1 protein-coding gene is annotated in these 1,105 nt (G+C 34.6%); it reads left to right on the forward strand.

The window, feature by feature from the left end; genetic code table 11:
- Window positions 1-196 precede the first annotated feature (196 nt).
- Window positions 197-1,105: ICP22 family protein (locus tag CD150_RS12360; RefSeq protein WP_498370387.1), on the forward strand; the 909-nt coding region annotated here is incomplete at its 3' end.

Genomic DNA, 1,105 nt, shown 5'->3' on the forward strand with positions numbered 1-1,105 from the left:
CATTATAGTAGCTCCTTTATTAATTCAAAATATATATCTAGTATAATAATTATACCTGAGTTTGTAAATAGGGTTTTTACAAAAAATTTCAGATTTATTACTTTTTCCTTTCAATAACCATCTATTTAATGAAAAAAAGTGAGCTTTCTAATATAATTATAATGAATACAAGGATTACTAATATGGAGGTGAGAAAATGAAAGGGTATAAAATGAATAAAGTATTAATCTCTGGCTTCGCTTTTGCAATAAGTGCCTCTTTAATATCTAAACCAATTCAAGCTGTTGAAGATCAAAATAATAACACATCGACTGGCACAAAGAATAAATTTGCTGAAACTGATGAATTGGGACGTTCATATTTTGCACCTTCAATTTCCAACCTTTATAACGTAGACGATAAAGAAAATTCTGTCTCTAACGTTGAAAATAATAATATAATAAAAAATGAATTGACAGATGATAATTTAAAATCAGATGAAAACTATGATTCATTGAATGATAATGCTTCTAACAATGATGGAAGTGATACACACATTCAACCCGACAATCCAAGTGAAGGAGACATATCTGATACAAATGAAGAGGGTGGTACAGAAGAGACGGCAAAATCTGACCAACCTGATAAAGATGAAGATACATCTTCAAAACCAGATGAACCAAGCGAAGGAGATACTTCTGATACAAATGAAGACGGTGATACAGGAGAAACATCAAAACCAGACAAACCGAATAAAGATGAAGAATCACCTTCAAAACCAGATGAACCAAGCGAAGGAGACACTTCTGATACAAATGGAGATGGTGATACAGGAGAAACATCAAAACCAGACAAACCGAATAAAGATGAAGAATCACCTTCAAAACCAGATGAACCAAGCGAAGGGGACACGTCTGATACAAATGAAGACGGTGATACAGGAGAAACATCAAAACCTGACCAACCTGATAAAGATGAAGATACATCTTCAAAACCAGATGAACCAAGTGAAGGAGACACGTCTGATACAAATGAAGGTGGAGGTTCATCGCCAAAACCAGACAAACCCAGTGATGGAAATACATCCGGTTCAAATGGAGGTACAGGAACACCGACAAAGCCTGAC

It is taken from the genome of Staphylococcus ureilyticus (assembly GCF_002902235.1).
In the GTDB taxonomy this organism is placed as follows: Bacteria; Bacillota; Bacilli; order Staphylococcales; family Staphylococcaceae; genus Staphylococcus; species Staphylococcus ureilyticus.